This is a genomic window from Gemmobacter lutimaris (assembly GCF_003570715.1).
Taxonomy (GTDB): domain Bacteria; phylum Pseudomonadota; class Alphaproteobacteria; order Rhodobacterales; family Rhodobacteraceae; genus Gemmobacter; species Gemmobacter lutimaris.
In genome coordinates this window covers 20638-46026 of record NZ_QXXQ01000010.1, presented here as the reverse complement: position 1 = coordinate 46026, position 25389 = coordinate 20638, and the positions used below count along the sequence as shown (strand labels likewise).

General features: G+C 66.4%; 22 protein-coding genes. 6 read left to right on the top strand and 16 right to left on the bottom strand.

Translation table 11 applies throughout. The features are described from left to right. Positions 1-37: 37 nt before the first annotated feature. A complete protein-coding gene (gene mntR, locus D2N39_RS15885) occupies positions 38-475 on the bottom strand; it encodes a manganese-binding transcriptional regulator MntR (RefSeq protein WP_119135769.1) in 438 nt (145 codons plus the stop codon). 147 nt (positions 476-622) lie between these two features. Between mntR and D2N39_RS15880 the strand changes: the two genes are divergently transcribed. Beyond that, positions 623-1903 carry an Nramp family divalent metal transporter gene (locus D2N39_RS15880; RefSeq protein WP_119135768.1) on the top strand — a complete coding sequence of 427 codons (1281 nt, stop codon included), beginning with the start codon at positions 623-625 and terminating at the stop codon, positions 1901-1903. A gap of 41 nt (positions 1904-1944) precedes the next feature. Here the strand turns inward: D2N39_RS15880 and cydX are convergent, their stop codons facing one another. The 5 genes from cydX to D2N39_RS15855 form a co-directional block, all read right to left on the bottom strand. Then, positions 1945-2064: a cytochrome bd-I oxidase subunit CydX gene (gene cydX / locus D2N39_RS15875; protein WP_119135767.1), complete on the bottom strand. Its 120-nt coding sequence runs from the start codon at positions 2062-2064 to the stop codon at positions 1945-1947. Positions 2065-2076: 12 nt separating this feature from the next. Continuing rightward, positions 2077-3240 (bottom strand): cytochrome d ubiquinol oxidase subunit II, encoded by a 1164-nt coding sequence (gene cydB / locus D2N39_RS15870; protein WP_119135766.1) that lies wholly within the window; start codon positions 3238-3240, stop codon positions 2077-2079. A gap of 5 nt (positions 3241-3245) precedes the next feature. Further along, complete coding sequence (locus D2N39_RS15865; RefSeq protein WP_119135765.1) at positions 3246-4856, bottom strand: cytochrome ubiquinol oxidase subunit I; 1611 nt, start codon at positions 4854-4856, stop codon at positions 3246-3248. Positions 4857-4977: 121 nt separating this feature from the next. Next, positions 4978-6615, bottom strand: a complete 1638-nt coding sequence (locus D2N39_RS15860) for an amino acid ABC transporter ATP-binding/permease protein (protein ID WP_119135764.1) — start codon at positions 6613-6615, stop codon at positions 4978-4980. Beyond that, complete coding sequence (locus D2N39_RS15855; protein WP_119135763.1) at positions 6612-8249, bottom strand: ATP-binding cassette domain-containing protein; 1638 nt, start codon at positions 8247-8249, stop codon at positions 6612-6614. The genes D2N39_RS15860 and D2N39_RS15855 overlap by 4 nt, the downstream gene beginning before the upstream one ends. A 121-nt stretch (positions 8250-8370) precedes the next feature. On the opposite strand from D2N39_RS15855, the gene D2N39_RS15850 reads away from it, so the two are divergent. Further along, positions 8371-8847: an RrF2 family transcriptional regulator gene (locus tag D2N39_RS15850; RefSeq protein WP_119135762.1), complete on the top strand. Its 477-nt coding sequence runs from the start codon at positions 8371-8373 to the stop codon at positions 8845-8847. A gap of 4 nt (positions 8848-8851) precedes the next feature. Here the strand turns inward: D2N39_RS15850 and D2N39_RS15845 are convergent, their stop codons facing one another. The 4 genes from D2N39_RS15845 to D2N39_RS15830 are packed head-to-tail and all read right to left on the bottom strand — an operon-like array spanning position 8852 to position 13293. Then, entirely contained in the window at positions 8852-9673 is an 822-nt protein-coding gene (locus tag D2N39_RS15845; RefSeq protein ID WP_119135761.1) for a 2-dehydro-3-deoxygalactonokinase, read from the bottom strand. A gap of 34 nt (positions 9674-9707) precedes the next feature. Beyond that, a complete protein-coding gene (locus tag D2N39_RS15840; RefSeq protein ID WP_119135760.1) occupies positions 9708-10772 on the bottom strand; it encodes a DmpA family aminopeptidase in 1065 nt (354 codons plus the stop codon). 4 nt (positions 10773-10776) lie between these two features. Continuing rightward, positions 10777-12588 carry a CHASE2 domain-containing protein gene (locus D2N39_RS15835; RefSeq protein WP_119135759.1) on the bottom strand — a complete coding sequence of 604 codons (1812 nt, stop codon included), beginning with the start codon at positions 12586-12588 and terminating at the stop codon, positions 10777-10779. A gap of 3 nt (positions 12589-12591) precedes the next feature. Continuing rightward, positions 12592-13293 (bottom strand): Crp/Fnr family transcriptional regulator, encoded by a 702-nt coding sequence (locus tag D2N39_RS15830; RefSeq protein ID WP_119135868.1) that lies wholly within the window; start codon positions 13291-13293, stop codon positions 12592-12594. Between the two features lie 143 nt (positions 13294-13436). Between D2N39_RS15830 and D2N39_RS15825 the strand changes: the two genes are divergently transcribed. Next, a complete protein-coding gene (locus D2N39_RS15825; RefSeq protein WP_119135758.1) occupies positions 13437-15212 on the top strand; it encodes a calcium-binding protein in 1776 nt (591 codons plus the stop codon). Between the two features lie 54 nt (positions 15213-15266). On the opposite strand, the gene D2N39_RS15820 is transcribed toward D2N39_RS15825, so the two are convergent. Continuing rightward, complete coding sequence (locus tag D2N39_RS15820; RefSeq protein ID WP_158589854.1) at positions 15267-16262, bottom strand: AraC family transcriptional regulator; 996 nt, start codon at positions 16260-16262, stop codon at positions 15267-15269. A gap of 160 nt (positions 16263-16422) precedes the next feature. On the opposite strand from D2N39_RS15820, the gene D2N39_RS15815 reads away from it, so the two are divergent. The 3 genes from D2N39_RS15815 (at position 16423) to D2N39_RS15805 (ending at position 18983) form a co-directional block, all read left to right on the top strand. After that, positions 16423-17190: an SDR family oxidoreductase gene (locus tag D2N39_RS15815; RefSeq protein ID WP_119135756.1), complete on the top strand. Its 768-nt coding sequence runs from the start codon at positions 16423-16425 to the stop codon at positions 17188-17190. Between the two features lie 69 nt (positions 17191-17259). Continuing rightward, a complete protein-coding gene (locus D2N39_RS15810; RefSeq protein WP_119135755.1) occupies positions 17260-18489 on the top strand; it encodes a styrene monooxygenase/indole monooxygenase family protein in 1230 nt (409 codons plus the stop codon). Beyond that, a complete protein-coding gene (locus D2N39_RS15805) occupies positions 18489-18983 on the top strand; it encodes a flavin reductase family protein (RefSeq protein WP_119135754.1) in 495 nt (164 codons plus the stop codon). Before D2N39_RS15810 ends, D2N39_RS15805 begins: the two co-directional genes overlap by 1 nt. Positions 18984-19027: 44 nt before the next feature. Here the strand turns inward: D2N39_RS15805 and D2N39_RS15800 are convergent, their stop codons facing one another. The 5 genes from D2N39_RS15800 to D2N39_RS15780 are packed head-to-tail and all read right to left on the bottom strand — an operon-like array spanning position 19028 to position 25389. Then, on the bottom strand, positions 19028-20578 hold the full coding sequence (locus D2N39_RS15800; protein WP_119135753.1) for an indolepyruvate oxidoreductase subunit beta family protein: 1551 nt from the start codon (positions 20576-20578) through the stop codon (positions 19028-19030). Continuing rightward, positions 20575-22719, bottom strand: coding sequence for a thiamine pyrophosphate-dependent enzyme (locus D2N39_RS15795; protein ID WP_119135752.1), 2145 nt, complete (start codon positions 22717-22719; stop codon positions 20575-20577). The genes D2N39_RS15800 and D2N39_RS15795 overlap by 4 nt, the downstream gene beginning before the upstream one ends. Positions 22720-22734: 15 nt before the next feature. Next, positions 22735-23325: a VOC family protein gene (locus D2N39_RS15790; protein ID WP_119135751.1), complete on the bottom strand. Its 591-nt coding sequence runs from the start codon at positions 23323-23325 to the stop codon at positions 22735-22737. Positions 23326-23371: 46 nt separating this feature from the next. Then, positions 23372-23839: a MarR family winged helix-turn-helix transcriptional regulator gene (locus D2N39_RS15785; RefSeq protein WP_119135750.1), complete on the bottom strand. Its 468-nt coding sequence runs from the start codon at positions 23837-23839 to the stop codon at positions 23372-23374. After that, positions 23836-25389 (bottom strand): phytoene desaturase family protein, encoded by a 1554-nt coding sequence (locus D2N39_RS15780; RefSeq protein WP_119135749.1) that lies wholly within the window; start codon positions 25387-25389, stop codon positions 23836-23838. The genes D2N39_RS15785 and D2N39_RS15780 overlap by 4 nt, the downstream gene beginning before the upstream one ends.

The following is a 25389-nucleotide window of genomic DNA, read 5'->3' as shown; positions in this document are numbered from 1 at the left end:
TGCCGCATATGACAAATCGGCAGGCCATGCCAGCCCGTCAGCGCCCGGCCAGAAAGCTTTCGAAGGCTTGCAGCGTCTGATCCGAGACGTGATGTTCGATCCCCTCGGCATCCAGTTCGGCGGTTTCCTCGGGCACACCGACAGCCATCAGCAGCGCGACTACGGTCCGATGCCGGGCGCGCACCTTTTCGGCCAGCGTGCCACCCGCGTCGGTCAGGAAAACACCGCGATAAGGGCGCGAGATCGCCAGCCCCTCGCGCTTCAGCCGCGCTACCGCCTTGGTTGCGGTGGGCTGGGCCACACCCATCCGTTCGGCAATATCGGCTACCCGAGCTTCGCCCATTTCGGCGATCAGGTCGCCGATCATCTCGACGTAATCCTCCAGCAATGCGACCGACTGCACCTCACGCGCGCGCAGAAAGCGGTCTGCCTGTTCGCGGGCGGGGATGGGCGCTTGGGGGATGTCCTCGGTCACGGGGCGGCTCCGGCAGCGATCTTCGGGGAATGCGTTATAGCCAAGGCTGTGCCTTCGGGCCAGCCTTTTCGGAGTAGGGAAAGCCTCTTGCACGAATTATAGCCTAAGCTATATCTTGACCCGCAGGCTAACTCGGGATGCGCAGGAATGTCTTCTTATTCGGATCGGACGCGGCAGGGCATGTCGGCGGTTCTGGCGGGCGAGCGGCAGGGGCTACGCGGCAAGCTGTTGTTCGCAGGGCCTGCCATCATCGCCTCGGTCGCCTATATGGACCCCGGCAATTACGCGACGAACATTCAGGCCGGCGCGGGCTATGGCTATACGCTGCTGTGGGTCGTGCTTCTGGCCAATCTGATTGCCATGCTGTTTCAGGCCCTTTCGGCGCGGCTGGGCATCGTGACCGGCAAGAACCTTGCTGAACTGTCGCGCGACAATTTCCCGAAACCTGTGGTCTGGATCATGTGGGCGATCAGCGAGATCGCCGCCATGGCCACCGACCTTGCCGAGTTTCTGGGCGGCGCAATTGGCCTTGCGCTGCTGTTCAACCTGCCGCTGATCGTGGGCATGGCGATCACGGCGGTCGTCACCTACGGCATTCTGCTGTTTGAGCGGCAGGGCTTCCGCCCGATGGAACTGATTATCGGGGCGATGGTCGGCATGATCGGTCTTTGCTATCTGGCCGAAATGCTGATCGCCCCGGTCGACTGGGGTGCGGCGGCGGGCGGCATGTTCAGCCCGGCACTGCCCGACCAGACCGCGCTGATGATCGCGGTGGGCATTATCGGCGCCACCGTCATGCCGCATGCGATCTATCTGCACTCCGGCCTGACGCAGGGCCGCGCCGCCGTGCGCAGCGAGGCGGAACGCCGCAAGGTCTTGCGCTTTTCCAACGTCGAGGTGGTGCTGGCGCTGGCCGTGGCCGGGATGGTCAACATGGCCATGGTGATGATGGCGGCCAGTGCCTTCCATCAGGGCTATGCCGAGGTGGCCGAGATCGAGACGGCCTATCACACGCTGACGCCGCTTCTGGGCGCGGCGGCGGCAGGGATGTTCCTTGCATCGCTGATCGCTTCGGGCATTTCCAGCTCGGTCGTGGGGACGATGGCGGGGCAGCTAATCATGCAGGGCTTCCTGCATATCCGGGTGCCGATCTGGCTGCGGCGGCTTGTGACCATGGTTCCGGCCTTCGCAGTGGTGGCCGCCGGGGTGAACGCGACACAGGCCTTGGTGATGAGCCAGGTGATCCTCAGCATCGCGCTGCCGGTGCCGATGATCGCGCTGATCATCTTCACCTCGCGCCGCGACATCATGGGCGAGTTCGCCACCAGCCTTTTGGTGCGGTTGCTGGCCATTGTCGGCGCCGTCGCGGTGCTGGGGCTGAACTTCGTGCTGCTGGCCGGGGCGGCAGGACTTGACCTGCCGCTCTGACCCGGAAAGGGCGGGCCGAGGCACGCAGCCCGCCCTGCCCTTTACCGCGTATCGCCGCTGCGGATCACCTTCTCGTCTTCTTTCAGTTCCAGCCACATCGCGTTCATCACCGCGAAGATGGCTGCCAGCGGCAGGCCGAGCATCCAGGCGAAATACCACATGATCGGTTCCTTTCAGTAAACGGAATGGCTGTTTTCGGTCACGTCCTTCGCCGTCACCTTGCCCCAGAGCACCCGGTAGACCCAGGCGGTATAGGCAAGGATCAGCGGCATGAAGATCACCGTGACCACCAGCATGATGAACAGCGTGAGATGCGAGGACGAACTGTTCCAGACCGTCAGCGACGAGCGCGGATCACTGGAGGACGGCATGATGAAGGGAAACATCGTCAGCCCGACCGAGGAGATCACGCCAAGGATCGCGAGCTTGGAAAACAGCAGCGTCGTGACCTCGCGCCCCGCCCGCAGACCCGCGAAGGTCAGCAAGCCACCAAGGATACCCAGCGCGGGGGCAATGGCAATCCACGGCCGGTCGGCATAGGCGGAAAGCCAGCTTGCCGTGCGCTCGACCTGAAAATACAGCGGGTTGGACGGGCCATTGGCCGCCACCTCGCCGACGATCCGATACCCGCCGATGCCATAGGCCAGCCAGACGCCCGCCAGCGCATAGGTGGCCACCGCGACCAGCGCGGCGATGGAGCCATAGGCGCGGGCGCGTTTCTGCACCTCGCCCGTGGTCTTCACCGTCAGCCAGGCGCCGCCATGCATCACCAGCATCGACAGCGACACCACCCCCGCCAGCAGCGAGAACGGGTCCAGCAAGCCGATGAACTTGGCATACCAGGCGCCTTCATAGATCGTGTGCAGATCGTCGGTAAAGTGGAAGGGCACGCCCTGGATCACATTGCCGACCGCCACACCGAACAGCAGCGCCGGCGCCGCGCCCGAGACGAACAAGGCCCAGTCCCAGCGGTTGCGCCACGCAAATCCATCGCGTTTGGAGCGGTATTTGAACGCGACGGGCCGGACGATGAAGCAGGCCAGCACCGCGAACATGGCAAGGTAGAAGCCCGAGAAGCTGACTGCGTAAAGCGGTGGCCATGCGGCGAAGATCGCGCCACCACCAAGGATGAACCAGACCTGATTGCCCTCCCACACCGGGCCGACGGTGTTGATGACGATGCGGCGCTCGACATCGGTCTGGGCGGTGAAGGGCAAAAGCGCGCCCACCCCCATGTCGAACCCGTCGGTCAGCGCAAAGCCGATCAGCAGGACGCCCAGCAGGCCCCACCAGATCACGCGCAGCAGATCATAGCTGAGAAGTTCATGCAGGATCATGGCGATCACTCCGCAGGTTGGGCGATGGCATCGGCATTGCGCCGGCCCGCCAGTCGGTCGTGGTGGCGCGCCACCCAGGCCTCGGTTTCCGCGACATCCTGAAACGGACCCTTGCGGATGTATTTCAGCATCAGGCCCATCTCGATGATGAAGAGCACGGTGTAGAACAGCACGAACCCGGCCAGCGTCAGTGCGACCTCTGTCATCGACAGGGCGCTGACCGACATGGCGGTGGGCAGCACGCCGTCCACTGTCCAGGGCTGGCGGCCGAATTCGGCGACGAACCAACCCATCTCTGCGGCGATCCATGGCGCCGGGATCATCCAGACCGCGACATGCAGCGCCCAGCGGGGATAGCGCATCTGCCTGAACGAGGCGCGCCAGAAGAAATAGGCCATGGTTCCGATGAAGCCGAAGCCCAAGGCCACCATGATGCGAAAGGCCCAGAACAGCGGCCAGACCGTCGGCACGGTATCATTGGCGGCGGCCTTGATCTGCGCTTCGCTGGCTTGCCGTGGATCATCGACATATTTTTTCAACAGGAAGGCAAAGCCCAGATCGGCGGAATGATCCTCGAAGGTCTGCATCACCTCGGGCGGTGTCGCGTCGCGTTCGGCGCGCACCGTCATCAGCGCATCATAGGCAACAAGGCCCGACCGGATTCGCGTCTCAGCCTGCGCCACCAGATCGCTGATCCCCGGAATCTGGGTATTCAGCGACCGTGTGCCGATCAGCCCCATCACATAGGGCACATGGATCGCATAATGCGTTTCGCGCGCTTCCTGATCAGGGAAGCCGAAGGCGGTAAAGGGGGCGGGGGCGGGCTCGGTCTCCCACATCGCCTCGATCGCGGCCATCTTCATCTTCTGGTTCAGCGAGGTGTCGTAACCCGACTCATCCCCCAGCAGCACGACCGAGAAGGCCGAGGCCAGCCCGAAGGCCGAGGCGACGGTGATCGAGCGGCGTGCCAGTTCCGCGTGGCGGCCACGCAGCAGATACCAGGCTGAAACGCCGATCACGAAGACCGAGGCGGTCACATAGCCCGCGCTGACGGTATGCACGAATTTCGCCTGCGCCACCTCATTGAACAGCACCTCGAAGAAATCCGTCATCTCCATGCGCATGGTCATCGGGTTGAATTCCGCGCCGACCGGGTTCTGCATCCAGCCATTCGCGATCAGGATCCATAGTGCCGAAAAGTTGGAGCCGATGGCGACCAGCCATGCGACGACCAGATGCTGCACCTTGCTCAGCTTGTCCCAGCCGAAGAAGAACAACCCGACGAAAGTGGCCTCAAGGAAGAAGGCCATCAGCCCCTCGATCGCCAGCGGTGCGCCGAAAATGTCGCCGACGTAATGCGAGTAATAGCTCCAGTTCATGCCGAATTGGAATTCCATCGTGATGCCGGTGGCGACACCGAGGGCAAAGTTGATGCCGAACAACATGCCCCAGAACTTCGTCATCTGTCGCCAGATGGGGCGGTTGGTCATCACATAGACGGTTTCCATTATGGCGACGAGGATCGACAGGCCCAGCGTCAAAGGCACGAATAGAAAGTGATACATGGCTGTCATCGCAAATTGCAGGCGTGACAGCTCGACGATGCCGAATTCCATGTCCAGCACTCCGGGTTGGGGGTGGAAGGCGCGAGATACGCATTCCAGATAATGAATGTCTTTAGCCGTTCAGACCAGAGCGGCCTTGATCTGTGTCAATAACTCGTATCACTGCCGTAAGTTAAAGAACTGTGACCTTTCGAAGCGCCTGATCTGTTTCCGCATCCCGGTGCGAAGCCAGCAGGATGGCGGCCTGCGGCAGATGCGCACGGATGCCGTTCAACACATGGGTCGCGGTCGCGGGGTCCAGCCCTTCGGTCGGTTCGTCCAGCAGCAGAATCGCCGGGCGGCGCAGCAGGGCACGGGCCAACACCAGACGCCGCGCCTCACCGCCCGACAGGCCGGTGCCGCGGCTGCCCAGCCGCATCTCCAGCCCGCCCCGTGCGCGGATCGTATCGGCCAGTGCGGTCGCCTCAAGAGCCTGCCACATCTGGTCTCCGGTGGCCTCCGGCGCGGCAAGGCGCAGCGCCTCGGCCACGGTTCCCGCCATGAGGACGGAGCGTTGCGGCACCAGCGTCAGCAAGGCGCGCAGTGACGGATCATCCCACTCGGCCAGCGGGCGACCGGCAAGCATGATCTGGCCGGAGAGCGGCGGATGCAGCCCCGCCAGTGCCAGCAGCACGGTGGATTTGCCCGCACCGCTTGGTCCGGTCAGGGCCACGGTTTCCCCCGGCGCGACGGCAAAGCTTAGCGGCGCGGTCAGTGACAGGCTTTCGCCGGGACGGGCAAGGCGAAGGGTGCTTACCTGCAAGCCGCCGGTTCCGGTGACCGTGGCAAGTGTTGGCAGGGGGCTGACCAAACCGCCCTTAATGCGCCGGGCCGCATCGGCCATCCTGCCCAGATCGGCAACGGCCCGGCGCAGCGGCATCAGCGTTTCGGCAAGCGCCAGCGCGGCAAAGACCCCAAGGGCCGCAATAGCGGGGGTGAGCCGCCCGTCCTGCGCCATGGTCAGCCCCAGCCACAAGGTGCCGCCTGCCACAAGGGCGGACAGCCCGGCCAGCACCGCCCCGGCGCGGCGGTCTGTCCGGTCAAGGCCCAGACGCCATTCGTGCCGCCGCGCCTCGGCCGATCTGACTGCGACCTGTTGCGCCTCCAGATGGCCATAGACCGCCAGATCGTCACGGGCGCGGATCATGTCGATCAGCCGGGTGCGAAATGCCTGCGCTGCGGCCTCGGCCCGGCGCGAGGGGCGCAGGGTATGCCGCGCCATATGCCAGAGCACGAGGGCGCCGCCCGCCACAGAGACGGCCATAACCCAGACGGCGACCTGCCACCCCGTCAACATCCACAGTGCCGCGAAAGCCAGAAGCTGCGTCGCACCCCCGGCCAGCAGCGGCAGGGCCAGCCGCAGCGGCAACCCGTCCAGTGCATCGACATCGGCGGTCAGCCGGTTCAGCGCCTCTGCCCCGCGCAGCCGGATCAGCTTTTGCCACGGTGCCGCCAGATGCCCTGTCAGCAGGCGCAGCCGCAGGCTTTCCAGCGCGCGCAGGGTCGCGTCATGCGTCGCCAGCCGCTCGCCGTAGCGCGCTGCGGCGCGGCCCAGTGCCAGAAAGCGCACCATGGCCGAGGGGCGGAATACGTCGAAGGTGGCGCCAACCCCCGCCAGACCGGCCGCTGCTGCGGCGGTGATGAACCAGCCCGACAGGCCCAGAAGCGCCACGCCCATGGCCAGCACCAGCACGGCCAGCGCCGCGCCGCGCACCATGGCCGCGCGCTGGTCGCGCAGCATCAGGCGCAGGATCTGCCAAAGCGCGCTCATGCCGGATTTCCGATACGGATGATGCGGTCCATGCGAGCGGCCAGCGCCGGGTCATGGGTGGCGATGACCAGCGTGACGCCACGGTCTCGCGCGGCCAGAAGGCCATCGACAACAGCGTGGGCGGTTTCGGCATCCAGATCGGCGGTCGGCTCGTCGGCAAGGATCACGTCTGGCGCGGCCAGAAGCGCACGGGCCAGCGACAGTCGCCGTGCCTCGCCACCCGAAAGGCCGCCGCCGGTTTCGCCGGGGCGGGCGGTCAGGCGCGGGGTCAGGTGACCGGCGGCCGCAGCCTTCATCGCCGTCGCAAGATCGCCCTCGCGGCCCATCCGCAGGCTTGCGCCAAAGCTGGTGCCAAGGAAATGCACCGCCTGTGGCATCCAGCCGATGCGCGCACGCCAGCCGTCAGCGGCGGCATCATCCAGCAACTGCCCCCCGGCCACCCGCACCATGCCGGGGGCTGCGGGCACCAGCCCCGCCATCAGCCGCAGGGTGCTTGTCTTGCCCGCACCCGACGGCCCCACCAGCGCCACCGCCTCGCCCGCAGAAATGGCAATCTCGGGAAGTGCAGCGCCCGAGGGCAGGCGGCACCCCGTCAGGCGCAGGTCTGCCGGACCGGACAGGCGCGTCACGCGGGCACCCGCGCCCGGCCGGGCCGGGGTTGCCGCTGCCTGCCACAGGCCCAGTTCGTCCCGCAGGGCATCGGTGGCGGCGCGGTCATGCCATGCGGCCGCCAGATCGCGTAGCGGCTGATAGAACTCTGGCGCGAGCAGCAACAGGAAGATCCCTTGCGCGGGTGTCAGCGGCCCGCCCCATGTGCCGAAGCTCACCTCACCAAGCAGCGAGAAGCCGACATAGACCGCCATCATCGCCACGCCGATGGCGGCAAAGAGTTCCAGAACGGTCGAGGACAGGAAGGCCAGACGCAGCACCGCCATGCTGCGCTGGCGCAGGTTGGTCGCCTCGGCCGCGAAGCCATCGGCCACCTGCCGCCCGGCACCCAGCAGGCGGATGTCGGCCAGTGCCGACAGGCGCTCGACCAGCAGGTCGTTCAGGCTGCCGATGCCAGCCAGTTGCCGGGCGCTGGCATCCTTTGCCGCCATCCCGACCAGTGCCATGAAGACCGGGATCAGCGGGCCGGAGATCAGCAGGATCAGGCCCGCAGCCCAGGACAGGCTGAAGCTCAGTGTCAGAAGCACGAGGGGCGTAACCATGACGCGGGCACGGGCCGGGCCGTAGCGCAGCAGCCATGGGGCCAGCGTCGCCAGCTTCTCGCCCGCCAGCGCGGCCACCGCCCCGGCGCCCCCGAACGCGGTTTCATACGCACGCGCAGCTTCGGCTGCGATGATCTGGTTGCGCAGGCCGGTGATGACGCTTTCGGCGGCCTGCTGTGACAATCGGTCAGCCCACAGGCCCAGCGCGGCCCGGATCAGCCCAAGCGCGACAAAGCCCGCCGCCACCGGCAGCGGCGCCACCGGAACCCCGTCCAGCAACCGGCCAAGCGCCCGTGCCACCAGCACCGCCTGCCCCGGCCAGATCAGCGCGGCCAGCACCGAGACCGCCGCCGCGATTTGCAACCGCCGCGCCTGTGGTGCCATTGCCAGTTCCAGCATGTCGTTACGGCGAGCCGATGGCATCAATTCATCCCAAGTCGCAGAGCGGATACCACATTATCCGACCCGTTGTCTGATCTGGATCAGATACAAGGGCGCGGTTTCGTGTCACATGCGATAAAGTCGCTCATGCCACAGGACTTTCATGCGCCTGACAACCCGAACCAACCTTGCCACCCGTGTGCTGATGTTCTGTGCCGTGAACGAGGGCCGGACCGTCCGCACCGCCGAAATTGCCGAACGCTGCAATGCCTCGGTCAATCACCTCTTGCAGGTGGTGAACCTGCTTCAGGCTGGCGGGTATGTCGAAACGCTGCGCGGACGCGCAGGCGGGTTGCGGCTGGCCCGGCCGATGGAGGCGATTTCCGTGGGCGAGGTGTTTCGCAGCTTTGAAAGTGGTATGCCCTTCGCGGAATGTTTCGATGCGCAAAGCAATACCTGCCCGCTGACCGCGACCTGCCGCTTGCGCAATTACCTGATTCGCGCGCTGGAGGCGTTCTTTCACGAGCTGGACATGGTGACACTTGCCGATCTGGTGAAGGGCAACTGCGGTCTGGCCGCGCTGCTGGATATGTGTCCGTCACCTGATGCCGCCTGCCACAACGCGCGGGTGACGGCCTGAAGGATCAGCCTGCCCTGTGCAACAGGGCAAGCCCCGCGAGGATGCAGGCTTCTTCGGGCAGGATCTGCGCTGGCACCCCCTCTGCGGCCAGTGCGATGCGGTGGCTTTCGGGATCGGCCCCCACCAGAACCACGCGCTGACCCAGCCAATAGGGACGGGCAGCGGTCAGTTCCGCCCCCAGAAGCAGCCCTGACCGGCGCGACCGCAGGGTGCGGGCGTCGAGGCCCGAAAGCAGGGCTTCGGCTTGCAGGCTGGCAATCTGCGACGCCAGCCGCTCGGGGCGTGATCGGCTGAGGGTCAGCGCCTCTGTGAAGGCGGTGCTGTCCGGCGGCAGGGTGGATACCCCTGCCAGCGTGGCAAGCAGATGGCCGGTGACGAAGCTTTGGAAGCTGACGACCTCGCCCGCGCTGAGATGCGCCCAGACGGTCGTGCGGCCGGGCAGGCAGATCACCCCGTCGAAATCACCCAGCACCCGAAGCGCCCCGGCGATCCGCACCTCGGCGCCCTGTGTCAGATCTGCCGGGCGGTCCTGACGCAGGCCGGGCACAAGGCGCAGGCTCAGGCGGGGATCGACCATCGTTGCGGGCAGGGCGGTTGCGACCGGGGTGCAGGGCACGGCGCGCAAGGCGGTGACGGGGGCAAGGCCGCTGGCGATGACCTCGACCTGCCGCCCCTCGGCCAGCCATTGCGCGGCGAGTCTCTGTAGTGTCACCAGCGGCTCGGCCCCGGCGGGGGCTTCGGCGCGGGCCAGAACGCCATCCGGGCCCATGGCCCAGAGGCGCAGGTGATTTGCGGTGCAATCGGCGGCGATCCAGTCGGGGGTCATGCCTAGGCCTTTCCGTTCAGGTCAGGGCCGTCTATCAATCGCGGAACAGCGCGGCCAGCCTTTCGCGCCCTATGGCCCGGCAGATCTTGCCGCGTGGCTTGACGGTCGGCACGTCCTCGCCCGCGACCATGGCATTGACCACGGCCTCGTCCACCGCTTCGACCGCTGCCAGATAGATCGGGTCCAGATGATCGGGGTTCAATTCGGTCACCTGACGCAGCAGGTTGGCGCGCTCGGCCATGCTTTGGGGATTGGCGGTGCTAAAGGCGAGGAAGATGTCGCCCGAGCTATTGCCCCCCGGCGTGCCGGTGCGCCCGATACCGATGGCCGCGCGCTTCGCCAGCGCCCGCAGGGAAAGCGGCGACAGCGGCGCGTCGGTGGCAAGGATCACGATGATCGAGCCGGTCTCGCGTGGCAGCAGCCGGTCCTCGGACAGCATCTGCCCGACCGGCTTGCCGAGGATGGTCAGCCAGGGCCGGATGCCGAAATTCGCCTGCACCAGCGCGGCCACCGTCCATTCGCCGCCCAGATCGACCCGGCGCGAGGCGGTGCCGGTGCCGCCCTTGAACTCATAGGCGATCATGCCATTGCCGCCGCCCGTCGAGCCTTCTGCAACAGGCCCGGTGCTTGCAGCGTCCAGAGCGGCGCGGGCGTGATCGGGCGTCACGCTGAGGCGGGTGATGTCGTTCAGCACGCCATCATAGGTTTCGGCCACTACTGGCATGGCCCAGGCCGTTCCGGCGAAATGCTCGGCATAGGTGTCGATCATCCATTGCACGGCGCCGGTGTGGCAGGCGCCAATGGCATGGGTGTTTGAAATCACCACCGGCCCGAGGAAATAGCCTGCGTCGTCGATCCAGTGGGTGCCCGTCATCTCGCCATTGCCGTTCAGCGCATAGTGGCCTGCGGTGACGGGGATCGGCGTGGTGCCCTTGCCGCGTGGCAGAATGGCGGTGACGCCGGTGCGCAAGTCGCGGGCCGGATCGGTCAGCGTGCAGAAGCCGACCTCCACCCCCGGCACATCGGTGATGGCATTCAGTGGGCCGGGCGTGCCGGGGAAGGGCAGGCCAAGGTCGCGGGCGCGGGGCGGTCGGGTCATCGGGTTACTCCTTCGCGGGATACGGTGCGGCGGTCCGCAGGGTGTAAAGCGGCAGGGGGCCGAAGCTGCGGATGTCAGCCTCGCCCAGCGGGCGCACATTTTCGGGGCAGCGGCGGGCGAGTTCGGGGCCGATGCAGGTGGAGGTGCCGAAGCGTTTGTTCGCCTCTTGCAGGCGGGCGGCAAGGTTCACCGCCGCGCCATGGGCGGTGTAGTCGATGCGCCCGCCGTGCCCCACATCGCCCAGAACCGCCGGGCCGGTTTCCAGCCCGATCCGGGTGCGACCGAAGCCGCCATGTGCGGCGCGGAAGCTTTCCGTCGCCGCGATCAGATCGGCGGCACAGGCCAATGCGGCGGCCTCGTGCCCCGGCTGGTCCAGCGGCGCGTTGAACAGTGCATGCACCGCGTCGCCCACCAGCTTGTCGATCATGCCGCCGTGTTTCAGCACGATGCCGCAGGTCAGCGCGAAATAGGCGTCCAGCAGGGCAACCATCTCGCGCGGGCCCATTTCGGCGGTGGCGATGCTGAAGCCTTCGATGTCGGTGAACAGGGCGGTAACCTCGCGCAGCTCGCCCTCCAGCCGCATCAGGCGGGGGTCGGCGGCGATGCGGGAAACCAGCGCGGGCGGAACAAGCTGCGCCATGCGGGCGCGCAGGGCACGCTCGGCCCGGCTGGCCAGCGCGGCGCGGGAGAGCAGCGCCAGTGCCAGCGTCCCGAAGGCGGCCAGCAGCGGGGTTGCGGGGTCCAGCAGCATGCCGGTGCCGCGCCACAGAACCAGAGCCGCCCCAACCCAGAGCGCGCCTGACAGAGCCAGCGCGAGGCTTGCGGCAACCGGCGTCAGCGCGGACAGTAGCCATAGGCCAGCGCCACCCAGACCCAGCACAACCAGCGCCTCGGTGGCCGGGGCCCAGACGGGGCGCCATGGCACTTGGCCCGAAAGGATCTGTTCAACCGTGTCAGCCATGATCTGCACAGAAGGGGTGACAGGGCTGGCTGCGGTCGGCCGCAGGCCGCCAGCCTCTGGCAGGCTGGACCCGACAAGAATCAATGCCCTGTCAGGAAGTGTGACTGAGCCCGACAGCACCCCGGCAGCGGGCAGGCTGCGTTGCAGCCAGCGATCCGGCGGGCTGGGAATGAAGCGCAGCAGCCCGTCAGGTGCCCTGAGCTGCACATCGCCCAGCCGAAGTGCCCTTGGCAGCAACAGCGCCGGGGCGTCGCCCTGCACGCGACGGGCCAGGGCCACGGGCAGCGAAGGATGGGCAATGCCTGCCACCGAAACGGCCGCCGGTATGCGCCGCACCGCTGCATCGGCATCGCCGGGAAGGGCGATGCTTGCCACAGCCGAGGCCGCAGCGGTGAACGCGGGGCAGGGCGCTTCTGCACCGGCCGCGGGCCAGAGTGTCACATCCTCTGCCACCGCCAGATCGCCGGGGGGCAGGCTGCCTCCCGGTGTGGGTGACAAGAGGAAGCCGAGCACCGCCCCGGACTGCGCGAAGCCATGGGCCAGCGCCGCATTTACCGGCCGGTCGCAATTCCCGGAAAACACGATGTCGAAGCCGGTTGCACGGGGCTTTGTCGCCGCGATTCTGGCAACCAGACGCGCCGTGGCGGTGCGGTCCCATGGCTGGCCAAGGTCGTCGGTTGCACCGATGTCGATCACCGTCACCTGTTCCACAGGTTCAGATGGGGGCAGGGCTGTCATCATCCGGTCAAACACCCGGTCCTGCCACAGGATCAGCCACGGTGGCGCGATCACGAACAGGGCGGCCAAGGCAAGGCTGAGAGCCAGAACCGCGGCGGGCCATGGGTTGCGCGGCAAGGATCAGCCCTCCGGCTCGGCCAGATCTGCCAGCCTGGCGGTGCAGCATTGCCAGATGTCGCCTGCGCGGTGCAGTGCGCCCGCCTCCTGCAAGGCCATCAGCGCACGGTTCACCTTGGGTCGACTGGCCCCCAGCACGGCGGCCAGTTCGGTCTGGCTGATCTCCAGCCGCAGGGGCGCTTCGGGTGGCGGTTCCTCGCCATGGATCTGGCGCAGGGTGAACAGCAGAAACCGGGCCAGCCGCGCTTCAAGCTGATATAGTGCGATGCCTTCAAGCTGATCGGTGGTGTCGCGCAGACGGCGGCAGAAATAGCGTGCGGCAGCCATGCCAAGCGCGGGATGCGTTTCGGCCAGTTCCGCAAAACGCGCGCGATCCAGCAGCCAGCCTTCGGTCGGGGCGACGGCGGTGGCATCGGCGGAGCGGGGGTCGCCGTCGATCAGGGCAAATTCGCCCAGGGTATCGCCCGCCTCGGCATGGCGCAGGATCAACTCGCGTCCCTGCGGGGTCAGGAGTGTCAGCTTCACCCGCCCCTCTGCCAGTGCCAGCATCCATTCGCCCTGCTCTCCCCGCTGGAACAGCACTTCGCCGGGCTGCCAGCGGCGGCGTTGGGCAATGGCCGCCAGTGCCGCCAGTGCTTCGGGCGGCAGTGCGGCGAACATGTCGAAGGACCGCCAGAAGGCGGGCCGGGGCAAGGGGCTGTCCATCGTCCGCTCCGGGGTGATCGCCGACTCATGCTGCGCCGATCCGCGCCGCTTCGGCAAGCCTGTTCCGCCGGGAACAGCGCGGGGGCTGACGCAGAGGCAATGTGATCCCAGACGAACAACCCCGGCACGATGGAGAAACGATCATGGCCGACATCATTGGCAGCAATCTTGCGAACTTCCTGGACGACCGCTTTACCTTTGGCATCCCCGGCTTCCGCAACGACAAGATTTCGGCGCTGGGCGGGAATGACCGCATCCTGATCACCGATGGCGATGACACTGTTTTCGCGGGCAGCGGCAATGATGTCATCGAGGATGGCAGCGGTGTGGTCGGCGGTTCTGGCAACGACTCGATCCTCGGTGAGGCAGGCAACGATACGATCCGTGCCGGCGAAGGCCGCGACACCATCGACGGCGGGACCGAGATCGACCTTGTGGATTACAGCGGCTCGACCGCCGCGGTGAACGTGAACCTTGCCCGGACCGGCGTGCAGTTTGGCGGCTTCGCCGAAGGCGACGTGCTGCGCAACATCGAAAACCTGACCGGCTCGCGCCACAATGACCTTCTGACCGGGAACAGCCTGGCAAATGCGATCCTTGGCGGCGACGGCCGTGACCGGATTTCGGGTTCGGCGGGCAATGACACACTGGATGGCGGCACCGGCAATGACACGATCTATGGCGGCACCGAAAATGACCGCGTGATCGGCGACAGCGGCGATGACAGCCTGTTTGGCGACGGCGGTATCGACGTGTTGTTTGGTGGCACCGGCAACGATGTGATGTCCGGCGGCACCGAGAATGATGTGCTTTACGGCGGGTCGAACAACGATCAGCTGAACGGTGATGACGGCAATGACCAGCTGATCGGCGACAGCGGCAACGACATCCTGTCCGGCGGCAATGGCGATGACCGGATTTTCGGTGGCACCGAGAATGATACGATCCAGGGTGGCAGCGGAAATGACCAGATCGACGCGGGCACCGGCGATGATCTGGTGCGGGCCGACAACCGCTCGGACGCCGATTTCATCAATGGTGGCGTGGGCACCGACACCATCGACTTCAGTGCCTTCACCCAGTTTTTCACCCTTGTCGGGGCGACGAACACCATCGGCGTGAACGGGCGTTTCGCCAATACCCAGTATACCGGATTCGAGAATGTGATCGGCACCGGCAATGCCGATGCGATCACTGGCGACAGCCAGAACAACATTCTGGACGGTGGCAACGGCAATGACCGGCTGACCGGCGCGGCAGGCGCCGATACCCTGCGCGGTGGTGAGGGCAATGATGTGCTGGACGGCGGCGACGGGGTCGATCTGTTGCAGGGTGGCAATGGCAATGACCGCTTGCTGGGCGGGGCCGAGAACGATCGCCTTTTCGGGGACGCCGGGGCAGATGTGCTGGATGGCGGTGCGGGCAACGATATCATGACGGGAGGAACCGAGAACGATACGATGGCGGGCGGCGACGGTAACGACATCGTAAGTGGCGAGGTTGGCGATGATGTGCTGACGGGCGGCGCCGGGAATGACCTGATCTCGGGCGGTGAGGGCCGCGACATCCTGACCGGAGGTCTGGGGGCAGATGTCCTGTCCGGCGGCGCGGGCGCGGATCGCTTCGTCTTTGACTTCACGGCGGAATCGCCGAATACGCCCGGCGGGTTCGACCGCATCACCGACTTCAGCGATGCCGAGGATCTGATCTATCTGGGCCGGATCGACACCAATCCGGCACTGGCGGGCGATCAGGGCTTTGCCTTCGTGCAGTTCGGCAGCGGGGCGGGCACGGTGCGCAGCTTCGTGCAGGACGGCAATACCTTCGTGGAGGCGCATGTGGATGGCGACGGCGTGGCCGATCTGGTGATCCGCCTTGACGGCATCCACGAACTGACAGCAGCCAATTTCTTCCTCTGATCCCCTCGGAGGATGGGCTGCCGCCCCCGGCCTGCGGGCCGGGGGTTCGGCGTTTCAATCCTGATAACCCGGCCCCAGCGCCGCCCGCAGCGTATCGCGCGGGGTCAGGCCGAAGCGGTGGCGATAGCTTTCGGCGAAGCGGCCGAAATGCGCGAACCCCCAGCGCAGGGCCACATCGGTGACACGGGTTCCGGGCACAGCGGCAATCAGATCGGCATGCGCGCGCGTCAGCCGCCGGTCTCGCCAGAAGGCCAGCGGCGTGGTGCCGCGATACTGGCGGAAGGCGAGTTGCAGGTTGCGCGCGCTGGTCCCCGCGGCCTCGGCCACATCCTCCAGCGTGATCGGCTGATCCAGATGCGCCTCGATGAAGCTCTCGGCCAGCCTCAGGTGGCGGGGTCGCGGCGCGGAACGGCTGCGGCCCAGATGCGCGGCATAATCGTGGCGATGCGCGCCCAGCAGGCCGGAAAGCAGCGTTTCCTCCAGTTGCCGCCCCATCAGCCCGGTCAGGGGCGCCGCGCCGTCATCCGCCTCGGCCACCAGCCACAGCACCAGCCGCCGCAGCGCCGCCCCCGCCCCGCTGCGCAGATCAAGCGCACCCTGAAAGGTGACCGGCGCCGATGCGGGGGCGCCAAGCTGGCGCGACAGATGCGACTGCATCGCCGCCCGGTCGATGCGCAACAAGACCTGCCGGGTGCCTTCCTCCCAGATCATCGTGGTTTCCCGATGGGGGTTCAGCACCGCCGCGCGGCCCGGATCGCTGGTGTAGTGGTCGCCGCCGTTGACGATGGACGCCCCGCCACACAGCGGGATCTGCACCAGATAGAAATCGCGCAGCGCGCCCGGCGCGATCATCGTCTTCGCGCCGTATTCGATGTAGTTCAGCGACAGCTTCTCGCCCGGAAGATGGTGCTGGCGGGCGTGAAAGTGGCCGCGCACGGTATCGAGTCGATGCGGGCAGAACACGCGCGCAACCTTGTCCCGCGCCTCGTCCAGATCGCGGCTTTCGAACAAGAGATGCGCGGCCAGCGGCCGCGGCGCATGGTCCAGCATCGGGTGCCCTCCATGGCGAAGCGTAACACGCTTTGGGCGCCTACGCGCAGCATTCCCGTCGATTTTTTCGTTTTGCGGATAGTCCGCGCTTTTGGCGGATAGCGGGCGCGGGCGCGCTGCCGGAGGCTGCTTCAAATTCAAAACAAACGGGGAGAATGCCATGCGCGGATTGCAGGGAAAAACGGCCATCGTGCCGGGAGGCGCGACGAAGATCGGTCAGGCGGTGGTTGAACGCCTGCGCGCCGAGGGCTGCCGGGTGATGGTGGCGGATCTGGCCGAAACGGGCGCTGATGCCGCGGACCTGGGCTATTGCCGTTGCGACCTGCGCAGCGACGCGGACATCGCGGCTCTGGTCGCGGCGACGAAGAAACGCTTTGGCCGTATCGACTTTCTGGTCAATGTCGCCTGCTCCTATCTGGATAACGGTGCCGCAAGCCCGCGTGCCGAATGGCTTGAGGCGCTGGATGTGAACATCGTGGGGTCCGTCATGTTGATGCAGGCCGCGCGCGAGGAGCTGGCGCGAAACAAGGGGGCCATTGTCAACTTCGGGTCAATCTCGTCGCGGGTGGCGCAGACCGGGCGCTGGCTTTACCCGGTGTCGAAAGCGGCCATCCTGCAACTGACCCGCAATCAGGCGATGGATCTGGCGCCCGAGGGCATCCGGGTCAATGCCGTTTCGCCCGGCTGGACCTGGTCGAACATCATGGATCAGCTCACCGGCGGCGACCGTGCCAAGACCGACCGCGTGGCCGCGCCCTTCCACCTGCTTGGCCGCACCGGCGATCCCGAGGAAGTGGCGAGCGCCGTGGCTTTCCTTCTGTCGGACGAGGCGAGCTTCATCACCGGCACCGACCTTTGCGTGGACGGCGGCTACACCGCGATGGGGCCGGAACAGGCGGTGCCCGCCATCCCGAAACTCATGGAATAGGCGCCGGGCTGGCCCGTCGGCTGCCTCCGGCGGGGATATTTGAACCAAGATAAAGACAGGGAGATAAAAATGCGGAAAATCACCATCATTGGCGGCGGGCAATCGGGGCTGCAACTGGGCATCGGGCTGCTGAAGGCCGGGCATCAGGTGCGGATCGTGCAGAACCGGACGGCGGAGGATATCGCCTCGGGCCGGGTGCTGTCGTCGCAATGCATGTTCCATACCGCCGTGCAGAACGAGCGCGATCTGGGCATCGACTTCTGGTCCGACACCTGCCCGCCGGTCGAGGGCATCAGCTTTGCCGTGCCGGCGCCGGATGGGTCGGGCAAAGCGGTGGACTGGGCCGGGCGGCTGGATCGCAATGCCTATTCGGTGGATCAGCGCGTGAAGATTCCGCGCTGGATGGCCGAGTTCACTCGGCTGGGCGGCCAGATGGTCATCGCCGACGCCGGGATCGCCGAGCTGGAGCATTATACCCGCACCGACGATCTGGTGATCGTGGCTTCGGGCAAGGGCGAGATCGGCAAGCTGTTCTCCCGCGATGAGGTGAAATCGGCCTATGACAAGCCGATGCGGGCGCTGGCGCTGACCTATGTGACCGGCATGACCCCGCGCGCTGACCATTCGGCTGTCTGTTTCAACCTGATCCCCGGTGTGGGTGAATATTTCGTCTTCCCGGCGCTGACCACCACCGGCCCCTGCGAGATCATGGTGTTCGAGGGTATCCCCGGCGGCCCGATGGATTGCTGGGGCGATGTGAAGACGCCCGAGGCGCATCTGGCGATGTCGAAACAGATCCTTGAAACCTTCCTGCCGTGGGAGGCAGAACGCTGCCGCGACATCGCGCTGACCGATGACAACGGCATCCTTTCCGGGCGGTTCGCGCCGACCGTGCGGCATCCGGTGGCGACGCTGCCTTCGGGGCGCAAGGTGCTGGGTCTGGGCGATGCGGTCTGCCTGAACGACCCCATCACCGGGCAGGGGTCCAACAATGCCTCAAAGGCGGCGGCGGTCTATCTGAAGCGCATCCTCGCCCATGGCGACGGCGCCTTTGACGAGACTTGGATGCAGGGCACCTTCGACGCCTATTGGGACTATGCGCAATGGGTGGTGAGCTGGACCAACATGATGCTGCTGCCGCCCCCGCCCTACATTCTGGAGATCATGGGCACCGCCTGCGCCGAGCCGCGTCTGGCGCATCGCATCGCCAACGGGTTTGACGATCCGCGCGATTTCTTCCCGTGGTTTGCCGATCCGCAGGCAGCGGGCAGCTATCTGGCGGACCTGAGGGCGGCGTGATGGGTGTGGTCGATCCCGACAGCTTTCGCAGCGCCATGGGGCGCTTTCCGGGTGCGGTGACGATTGTCACCGCGCTGGGCGGGGCGGAACGGCGCGGCATCACCGCCACCGCCGTCTGTTCGGTGACGGCCGAGCCGCCCAGCGTGCTGGTCTGCCTGAACCGTGCGACGGGCACCTGCGCGGCGGTGGGCGAGGACGGGCGGTTCAACGTGAACCTTCTGTCAGACGCCGCCGACGCACTGGCGCTGCGCTTTGCCGGGGTCGGTGGCGTGACGGGAGAGGACAAGTTCACCGAAGGCGACTGGCAGGCCGACAGCCGTGGCCTTCCGGTGCTGGCGGATGCGACGGTCTCGCTGTCCTGCGACGTGGCCGAGGTGGTGGAGGCGGCAAGCCACATCATCTTCATCGGGCATATCGTCGAGATGCGGAGCGCGGACGGGCCGCCCTTGCTGTATGAACAGCGGCGCTTTCACCGGCTTTCGCCGTTGAAATGACGAAGGCGCCCTGCGGGGCGCCTTTTCTGTTTCCAGTGCAAACTTCAGGCGAAGCTGCGAATTGTGTCGATCGCGCCATCCAGCGCCTTGCCCTCTTCATCCAGCAGCGCCGCCTCGCGCAACCGGCGGGCCCAGTCGGCGGCATCCTCACGCGATTCAACCAGCGCGATCCCGGCGAGCACGCGGTCGAATTTCGACTGGCCGCGCGCATGGGTGTCGGAATAACCCTTCACCAGTCGGCGGCATTTGACGATTTCCACCGCCAGATCGTAATTCTGCCCCAGCACCGCCGTCGCCCGTGCCATCCAGCGGTCAAGATGCGCCATTTCCTCGGCATGGCGCAGCGATTTCAGCCGCCACCCGCGCATACCGCCCAGAACGTAAAGCATCAGGAAGCTGGGCATGGTGTCGGTGCGGACGCGGCGGCCCTTGTTGAACCAGCGGTCCAGACGGGCCATCCATGCCGGGCTGTCCTGCACCTTGCGACCGATGCCGGCGGGCAGCATACCGGCGATCTCGGCCGGGCCGGGGTGCATGAATTCGGTCAGATGCAGAAGGTTGCCGTCTTTCGCGCCCATCTCGCGGCGGATGCGGCTGAAGCGCTCGCCCCGCGTCTTGAGGTCGGCGACGCGGATCACATCATCGTAAGCCATGGCATTGGCTAGGTATTTCGCGGCCTCGCGGCTGAAGGCATGAGCCTTGTCGGCCCGATCCTGCCGGACCAGCGGCTCCAGCCGGTCCAGATAGGCGGCGCCATAGGCGAGATCCTGAAACTCCACCACCTTGCGCAGACCGGGTAGCGCCAGTTCGGCCACTTCAGTCGGCAGGGCGGCGATGCGGCCGGTCAGGCGGTTCCATTCGGCCTGAAGTTTGGCACTGCCCTGCGGCACGATCTGCGCATGGTTTTTGGGCGCTGCCACGGGTGCCGGTGCGACACCGGCCTGCGCGGCCTCATAACCCACGGCGAAGGCGCGGAGACTGGCCTCCACCCCCTTGCCGCCTGCACGGATCGCCTCCTCGAACGCCTCGCGCGGGAAGGGCAAGGCGCCCGATCCGGCGAGACCGCCGAAGAGGCTGGCCGAGATCACCGACCCGGCCTTGACCGCCAGACCTTCAAAATCCGCAAGGATCAGCCGCTGCGCCGCGACTTCGGCCGCCGCGCGCACCTCCTCGGACGAGGCGATGCCATTGCCGGGCACCATCTTTTCCGACACGGCCAGTGCCCGGTGGGTGGAGGCGATCAGCGTCGTGCGGTCCGGCGTGACGAAGCCGCGCATGATGGCGCGCCCGGCTTCCATCATCTCGGCCGAGATCATGATGTCCACATCGCCGGAGGCGGGGGCGAGCGAAAACACCGGCATCGGCCCGCCGCTATAGGGGGCCATCTCGACATAGTAGATCGTCGCGCCGGTGCGCTGTGCCACCCCGGCGACCGAGGTCGCCTGCGCCGCATAGCCATTGGCGCGGGCCAGATCCTCGATCCAGCCGGTCAGCACACCGCCGCCCTGGCCACCGACGGCCAGACAGGCGAGCTTGATGATCTGCCCCAGCGCGGGGTCGGGCTGGCGGGGCGCAAGGCTTTGCTGCACGGTCATGCGGTTTCTCCGAAAGTCAGGCGGCCGGCGGCGCGGCGCGATTGCAGCCAGCCGATGACGCGGGCGCGGAAGGCGGCCCAGCGGCTTTCCCATGCGCCGGGATTATGCACCACATCGGCGCGGTAGAAGCTGGGGCACAGCACGGCGGCATCCGCCACTTCGCCGCAGTTGCCGCAGCCGACGCAGGTCTGGTCGATGCTGGCGACTGGATCGTCGCGCAGGGGATCATCCAGCGTTTTCAGGGACAGCGAGGGACAGCCCGACAGTCGCATACAGGCGTGGTCGCCGGTGCAGACGGCCTCATCGACACCAAAGCGCGGTGCCTCGACCCGGCGACCTTCCTTGATGGCCTTGGCGCGCAGGGGCTTTTCGCGGCGCTGCTTGTTCAGCATGCATTCCGACGAGGCGACGATCACCTTCGGCCCCTTCTCCTCGGTCGTCAGCGCCTCGATGAACAGCTTCTTCAGCCCCGGCACGTCATAGGTGCGGTTGACCTGCCGCACCCATTTCACCCCCACGCCTTCCAGCGCGCGGGAAATCGGGTTGTTGGTGGCCTTGGTGTCGTTCTTCGCCCGGGACGACAGGATGTCCTGCCCGCCGGTCGCGGCGGAATAGTAGTTGTCCACCACCACCGCCACGGAATCCGACTTGTTGAACACCATGTTCCCGATCGACGACGACAGGCCGTTGTGCCAGAACCCGCCATCGCCCACGATGGACAGCGCGCGCCGTTCGCCGCCACCATCAAACGCGGCGTTGGAGGCGGGGCCAAGCCCGTAACCCATGGTCGAGCCGCCCACCTCGAACGGTGGCAGCGAGGCGAACAGGTGACAGCCGATGTCCGCCGTGATCTGCACCTTGCCGGTTTCCTTCTGCGCCAGTTTCAGCGCGGCGAAGATCGGGCGTTCGGGGCAGCCGGTGCAGAAGCCCGGCGGGCGGATCGGCACGGTTTTCGACAGGTCGGGAATGGCGGGCGCCGTGAAATTCGGCGCGCGCACCTGACCGGGCAGCAAATCCTCAGCCTCTTCGCGGAAGAAGGCGGTCAGGCTGTCCAGCAGCACCTGCCCGGTATATTCCCCGGCCATCGGCAGGATGTCCTTGCCATGCAGCCGCACGTTACTTTTGGCGCGGTAAAGATAGGTCGCAAGCTGCTGTTCGATGAATTCGGGCTGGCCTTCCTCGATCACCAGAACGGCGCGTTTGCCCTCGCAGAAATCCAGAAACTCGGACGAGACCAGCGGATAGGTCACGTTCAGCACATAAAGCGGCAGTTCGGTCTTGCCGTGCAGATCGGCAAGGCCCAGCCGCTGCAAGGCGCGGATGACGCTGTTGTACATGCCGCCCTGCACCACCAGACCGACCGGGCCTTCCTTGCCGAAACGCTCGTTCAGGCCGCGTTCGCGGATGAATTTTTCGGCGGCGGGCCAGCGCACGTCGATCTTTTCCTGCTCGTGCCGATAGGTCCATGGCGGCAGAACGACCCGCTGGAAATCGCTTTGCGGATTGGCCAGCGCATCGCGCACGGTCAGGGCAGGGCGCTGGTTGTCACGGGTTTCAAACGTGCCGGTGACGTGGCAGGACCGGATGCGCACGGTCAGCATGACCGGCGTGTTCGACGCCTCTGACAGTTCGAACCCGTCGCCCACCGCCTTGACGATGGAGGGCAGGTTGGGGCGCGGGTCCAGCAGCCAGATCTGCGATTTCATCGCGAAGGCGTGGCTGCGTTCCTGCATGATTGAGGAGCCTTCGCCGTAATCCTCGCCCACGATGACCAGCGCGCCGCCCTTCACGCCGGAATCGCTGAGGTTGGCCAGCGCGTCCGAGGCGACGTTGACGCCGACTGGTCCCTTGAAGGTCACCGCGCCGCGGATCGGGTAATGCACGCTCGCTGCCAGCATGGCGGCGGCGGCCGCTTCGTTGGCATTGGCCTCGAACCGGACACCCAGTTCGGTCAGCAGTTCCTCGGCATCGGCCAGCACATCCATCAGGTGACTGATCGGCGCGCCCTGATAGCCGCCGACATAGCCCACGCCGTTTTCCAGCAGCGCCTTGGTGATGGCGAGGATGCCCTCGCCCGTGAAGGTCTGGCCGGCGCCCAGCCGCAGATGCTCTACCTCCGCCTTGAAAGACCGTTCGGCCATTCGCGCTCTCCGTTCTTACTTGGAAGGTTCGGTGTTCGACCACAGGACAGGGCCACCGTCCTTTTCATAGGCCATGCCCTGCGGGAAGGAGATCAGCTCCATCTGCAAACCCCAGGGCGCATAGAAATACAGGATCGACTGGCCCGCCGCCGGGCCTTCGCTGACAGGCAGCGGGCCCATCAGGGTGCGGATGCCACGGGCCTTCAGATCCTCGGCCGCCGCTGCGATGTCATCAACGTAGAAGGCGATGTGATGCCCGCCGATGTCGCTGTTGCGCGGAGTGACGGTGGCCTGATCCGGTGCAGTATATTTGAACAGCTCGATGTTGGAGCCGAAGCCGCAGCGCAGAAGCGTGATCTGTTCGATCACCGCGCGCGGATCGACATCCAGCAGATCCTGCATGAAAGTGCCGGTGTCGTCGCGGAACGGGCCGAAGGACATGGCTTTCTGGCAACCCAGCGCATCGGTGAAAAAGGTCTCTGCCTCTGCCAGATCCGGCACGGTCAGGCCGATATGGTTTACCCCGCGCATGCCGGGCAGGGGGGCGGCGCTGGCTGAAGCCGCGACAAGCGCGGCAGAGACGACGGCGAGAGCGGCGAATTTCATTCCTAACTTCTCCTGTCGGGTGAACGGGCCGCTTCTTCGGGCAGCCTCAGAATTCGTGTTTTCGGATGTTCGCCAGCATCTGTTGAAGAGTGGCGACGAAGGCGCGGCGGTCCTTGTCGGGGATGCCGCGGAACAGGTTGCGCTCGGCCTCGACCATATGGGGCCAGAGGCTGTCGAAGGCGGCCCGGCCGGCGTCGGTGATGAAGATGCGGGTGGCGCGGCTGTCCTGCGGGTCGGCCTCGCGCCGCACCAGCCCTTCGGTGGCAAGCTGGTCCAGTGCCCGCGACAGCGTGCTTTGCTCGGTCACGGTATAGACTGCCAGATCGCGGATCACCGGACCGTCCACCACCGCCAACGAAGCCAGAACCCGCGCTTTCGGCGTGGTCAGGCCCAGCGCCGCCATTTCGTCGCGGAAGCCTGCGTTATACCGGCCCATGATCCGGTTCATCAGATAGGGGGCGAAATTCGTCAGCCCGATCTCGCCCAGCCGGGGAAGGGTTTCATCATCACTCATGCACCAAGCCTCTTTGCCGCGTTGAACCCCGATCCGCCGCCAAGGCCCGGTCCGGGATGTGTCGAGGCTCCGATATGATGGAGTCCCTTGATGGGGCAAGCGCCGGGGCTGTGGGCGAAGGGGCGCCAGAGGAAGAACTGGTCGATGGTGCAGCTGCCGCCATAGGGGTCGCCGCCGACAAGGTTCATGTTCATCGCCTGAAGATCGGCGGGGGAATAAGCCCGGCGGGCAAGCTTGATCGCGGCGAAATCCTTGATGTGACGCGACAGGATCGCCTCGATCCGGTCGGCGAAGGCTTCGCGCGTTGCCTCGGTCCAGTCGGCCCCGGCGGTGATTTCGCCCGCCGCATCGCCCTTGATGACACGCGGCGCGTCGGGGATTTGCAGCCAGAGCACGGCCTTGCCTTCTGGGCAGCGGCTCGGGTCCAGTTGCGAGGGCTGGCCCACGCAGATCGTGGGCACGGCGGGCAGCAGCCCGCGCTCTGCCTCGTTGGCCGACCGCGATACCGCGTCGATCCCGTCGCTGAGGTGGATCAGCGCGACCTGATCCAGACCGGGCGTCAGCCATTCCGGCGCGCGGTCCAGCGCGAAATGCAGTTGGAAATCGCCGCGCCCATGGCGGAAGGCGCGGGTGGCCTCGGCCTCGGCTGGTGGGGCATCTAGCAGACGGCCCCAAAGCTGCGACGGCGTGACCGAAGCCAGCACGTTCTTCGCCGCGATCTCCTCGCCATCGGCCAGCCGCACGCCGGTTGCGCGGCCGTTGGTGGTGAGGATGCGGGCCACGTCAGCGCGTGTGCGCAGTGTGCCGCCCTTTTCCTCGATCAGCTTGCGGAACGCCTCCGCCGCCTGTCCGGCGCCGCCCTGCACGATGGGGGCGCCTGCCGCCTCCAGCGCGAAGGCGATGACCTTGCCCATCTGGGCGGAATAGGCGCTTTCCGGGGTCAGGCCGCAATGCAACACCCAGGGCGCCCAAAGCGCCTGCACCAGCGGGCTTTGGTATTGCGTTTCCAGCCAGCCACGCGCCGGGGCAAGGGCGCTGCCGAACCATGCGGCCATGCCCTTCAGCCCGCGCCGCCGCACCTGACCCAGCATCAGCTTCAGCGTGGGCCAAGACCAGAGATCACCGCCCAGCAGCGAGAACAGGAAAGGCGCATCGGCCTCAATCGCGCCGACATCGGCGCCGTGGCGGGTGCCGTCCCCTTGGGCCAAGGCATTGAAACGGCGAATATTCTCGGCCCGGTCCATCGTCAGCACCAGCGCTTCGCCATCGGGGCGCAGCACGGCGGTCGGATGCGGGGAATGGCAATAGTCCATCCCGTGCCGGGCAAGGTGGGGGCCAAGCGCGGCCCCCGCCGGGGATGTCATGAACAGAACGAAGGTGGCGGCCATCACGTCATGGCTGAAACCGGGGATCAGTTCGTCTGTGCGCAGGCAGCCGCCGATGCGGTCCTCGCGCTCCAGCACCAGCACCTTGTCGCCTTTCAGCGACAACAGCGCCGCCGCGACCAGCGCATTGATGCCCGATCCGATGATGACATGATCGACCGCCAT